At 69.6% G+C, this 3,705-nt stretch carries 3 protein-coding genes; 1 reads left to right on the top strand and 2 read right to left on the bottom strand.

The features are described from left to right. Positions 1-14: 14 nt before the first annotated feature. Together ACWGIC_RS44735 and ACWGIC_RS44730 are read right to left on the bottom strand one after the other, a co-directional pair. Positions 15-1,229 (bottom strand): ABC transporter permease, encoded by a 1,215-nt coding sequence (locus ACWGIC_RS44735; protein ID WP_452082031.1) that lies wholly within the window; start codon positions 1,227-1,229, stop codon positions 15-17. After that, on the bottom strand, positions 1,226-2,143 hold the full coding sequence (locus tag ACWGIC_RS44730) for an ABC transporter ATP-binding protein (protein ID WP_452082030.1): 918 nt from the start codon (positions 2,141-2,143) through the stop codon (positions 1,226-1,228). Before ACWGIC_RS44730 ends, ACWGIC_RS44735 begins: the two co-directional genes overlap by 4 nt. A 155-nt stretch (positions 2,144-2,298) precedes the next feature. Here ACWGIC_RS44730 and ACWGIC_RS44725 point away from each other — a divergent pair, with 155 nt between their 5' ends. Next, a complete protein-coding gene (locus tag ACWGIC_RS44725) occupies positions 2,299-3,510 on the top strand; it encodes a PucR family transcriptional regulator (protein WP_452082029.1) in 1,212 nt (403 codons plus the stop codon). The last annotated feature ends 195 nt before the right edge of the window (positions 3,511-3,705 follow it).

The raw sequence follows: 3,705 nt of genomic DNA, 5'->3' as shown, positions 1-3,705 counted from the left end.
CCGGAACTCCGCTGTCAGGCAGCGCGCAACGCGTCCCGCAGCTTCACCTTCGCGCCGGTGCGCATCACCGCGTTGCGGTAGATCCGCGCGGCCAGCCAGATCAGCGCCGGGATGAGCGCGACCACCAGGCCCACCGACAGCACCGCCTCCCACACCGGCACGCCGCCCATCGCCAGCCGCATCGGCATCAGCGTCGGCGCGAACACCGGGATCACCGACAGCACCTCGGCCAGCGAGCTGCCCGGATTCGACGGCAGGACCGAAATCCCCACCACGTACCCGGCGATCACGAACATCAGCGCGGGCATCGTCGCGCCCGCCACGTCCTCCTGCCGCGACACCAGCGCGCCCAGCGCGGCGAACACGATCGAATACATGAAGAACCCGAGCAGATACCAGACGATCAGCCAGGCCACGGTGCCCACCGCGGCGTTCACCGAGATCGTCAGCACCCCGAACCCGAGCCCGGCCGCGACGCCCGCCACGCCGATCGCCAGAATCTGGATCAGCCCGACGGTGCCGATGCCGAGCACCTTCCCGGCCATCAGCTGCCACGGTTTGATCGTCGACAGCAGCAGTTCGACCACCCGCGACGTCTTCTCCTCGACGACGCCCTGCGCCACGCTCTGCCCGTTGAGCATCAGCGAGAAGTAGATCAGGATGCCCGCGATGATGCCGAGCGCCAGCTGCTGCCCGTTGTAGTCGTAGGGCTTCTCGAGCGGCGGCAGCTGGTCGATCGCCGCCTCGGCGGTCGCCTGGCGCACCTTCGCCGGATCGCCGCCGAGAGATTCGATCTGCTGGTTGAGCGCCAGCTGGCTTTCGAGCACGGTGAACGTGTTCTTCAGCTTCGCGTCCAGGTCTTTCTTCACCTGGACGTGCACTCGCTTCGCGTCCTGCACCAGCAGCGCGTCGATGGAGCCGTCCCGCAGCTTGTCCTGTCCCGCTTTTTCGTCGGGCACCTGCTGCGTCGCGACGGTCTGGCCGATCGACTTCGCCGTCGCGGTCAGCGGCTCGGCCAGCTGCGAGGCCGCGGGCACGTAGCCGACCGTCGCGTCGGCACTCCCGCCGCCGTTGAAGAACTTGAAGATCAGCGCCAGCGCGACGACGGTCAGCATCATCACCAGCGTGGTGATGCGGAAGGCCTTGGAAGCGACCCGCGTGCTGATCTCCCGCCCAGCCACAAGGCCGACCGCCGACAGCGGGCTCATCTCAACGTTCGACCCGGTCATGCCGCGGCCTCCTGGTGCTCGGACACGACAGAACGGAACAACTCGGTCAGCGACGGCAGTTTCCGGGCGAACTCCCGCACCGGACCGGTCGCCAGCGCGGCGCGCAACACCGCCTGGTCGTCCGCGCCGTCGGCCAGTTCCAGCTCGGTCACCGAGCCCTCACGGCCGATCACGGTCACGCCGGACAGCGCGGCCGCCCAGTTCTCCGGAGCCTCGGGCGCGTCCACGAGCAGCCGGGTCGACCCGCCCGCACGCAACTCCGCCACCGTGCCCGACGCCTCCATCCGTCCACTCCGGACAATCCCGATCCGGTCGCACAACCGCTCCACCAAATCCAGCTGATGACTGGAAAACACGACCGGAACACCCTCGGCCGCCTTCTCCTTCAACACATCGCTCATCACATCGACAGCCACCGGATCCAGCCCGGAAAACGGTTCGTCCAACACCAGAATCCGCGGCTCGTGCACCAGCGCCGCAGCCAGCTGCACACGCTGCTGATTGCCGAGACTGAGCTTTTGCACCTCGTCCTCGCGGCGCGCGGCCACGCCCAGGCGTTCGGTCCACCGCTCGCTCGACGCCTTGGCCGCGGCGACGGGCATCCCGTGCAACCGAGCCAGATACGTCAGCTGCTCGCCGACCTTCATCCTCGGGTAAAGCCCGCGCTCCTCCGGCATGTAACCGATCTGCCTGCGCGTCTCGTGCGTGATCGGCTCGCCCGCATACCGCACCTGACCGGCATCCGCGCTCAGCACGCCGAGCGCGATCCGCATCGTGGTCGTCTTGCCCGCCCCGTTGCTGCCGACGAATCCGAAAAGCTCCCCCGGCCGCACGTCGAACGTCATTTTCTCCAGCGCCACCACGGCGCCGTACCGTTTGGAGATCCCGTCGATCTCCAGTCCGGGCTCTGGCATGGCCCGTCCCCCTGTTCTTTTTCCGCGCGGGGTGATCCCCTGCCACCCCACCCGGGATCCTAGGCACTGCGTCGGAGCCGCGCCCACCACCTGAGGTCGGCGTCGTATCCGCCTAAAGTTGCAGGCCGCGGGCGGCACGTAGGATCGGATCCGACATGGCCGACACCACAGGACGCCCCGCGCGCAAACACCACGGGCTGTCCGCCAAAACCCTGCGCAGCCTGGAGCACGCCTCCGGGCGGCTGGCCAGCGCGAGCGTCGCGGAAATGGAACGCCGCCTGGTCTGGTTCGCGCGGCTGCCCGCCGACCAGCGCGCCAGCGTGCTGCTGATCACGCAGACCGGGGCCAGCGGATTCGTCGCGTGGCTGCGCGATTCGAAGGAAGCGCTGAAGCTCACCACCGAAGCGTTCCGCGACGCGCCGACCGAAGTGTCGCGCTGGATCAGCCTGCGCCAGGCCGTCGCGATGGTGCGGCTCGCAATCGAGGTATTCGAAGAACAGCTTCCCGAATTCGCCGCCTCGGAAGCCGAACGTGCCGCGCTGATCGAAGGAATTCTCCGCTACGGCCGGGAAATCGCTTTCGCCGCCGCCAATTCCTATGCCGCCGCGGCGGAAGCGCGGGGTGCGTGGGACGCCCGGCTCGAAGCTCTCGTGGTCGACGGAATCGTCCGCGGCGACGCCGAAGAATCCGTCCTGTCGCGGGCCGCGGCACTCGGCTGGGATCCCGCCGCGGCGGCGACTGTGCTGGTGGGAAATCCGCCCTCGGACGACCCGCCGACGGTGGTGTTCGACGTCCGCGCCCGCGCCGCACGCGTCGGTCGCGCGGTGTTGTTGTCGGTACAGGGCTCGCGGCTGGTGATCGTGATCGGCGGGCCGACCGAGGGCGGGCCGAAGGAACGCGAGATCCTCGCCCGGATGTCGACGGTGTTCGCCGACGGCCCGGTGGTGGCCGGCCCGACCGTGCCGACGCTGGCCGAGGCGCACCACAGCGCCGCCGAGGCGTTGTCCGGGCTGCGCGCGGTGGTCGGCTGGCCCGCCGCGCCGCGTCCGGTGCGCTCCGACGACCTGCTCCCCGAACGCGCGCTCTCCGGCGACCCCGGCGCGGAACGGCTGCTGGTCGACCTGGTGGCCCGGCCGCTGGAGGAAGCCGGGGCTGCGCTGCAGCGCACCGTCGAGACCTATCTGGACAGTGGCGGGGTGCTGGAACGCTGCGCGCAAACGCTGTTCGTGCACCCGAACACGGTCCGGTACCGGCTGCGCAAAGCCGCCGAACTGACCGGCCGCAACCCGACCGACGCCCGCGACGCGCTCGTGCTGCGGGTCGCGCTCACGGTCGGCAGGCTCGCCCGCTCCCGGGGGCTCTGGTAACCGCCCCAATGTGGCATTGGGTGCATCTGACGCACCCAATGCCACATTGGCTGCGTCCCACGCACCCAACGCCACTTTGGGGCAGTCCGCACCCGAAGCGACCCGCCGCAGCCACTTTGGGGGTTTCGCCGTGACCGCTCCGGCGACCGGAGCATCGGCTTGGCCCCGGCAGCGGTCCGTGAAGGGCTCCTTGAG

The organism is Amycolatopsis sp. NPDC054798, from assembly GCF_053611505.1.
Note: the sequence above shows the minus strand (reverse complement) of the source record. Positions and strands in the feature narration are given on the sequence as shown.

Excerpts from the sequence above, each read along its gene's own strand:
- ACWGIC_RS44735 (WP_452082031.1), bottom strand. The coding sequence starts at position 1,229 with ATGACCGGGTCGAACGTTGAGATGAGCCCGCTGTCGGCGGTCGGCCTT.
- ACWGIC_RS44730 (WP_452082030.1), bottom strand. The coding sequence starts at position 2,143 with ATGCCAGAGCCCGGACTGGAGATCGACGGGATCTCCAAACGGTACGGC.
- ACWGIC_RS44725 (WP_452082029.1), top strand. The coding sequence starts at position 2,299 with ATGGCCGACACCACAGGACGCCCCGCGCGCAAACACCACGGGCTGTCC.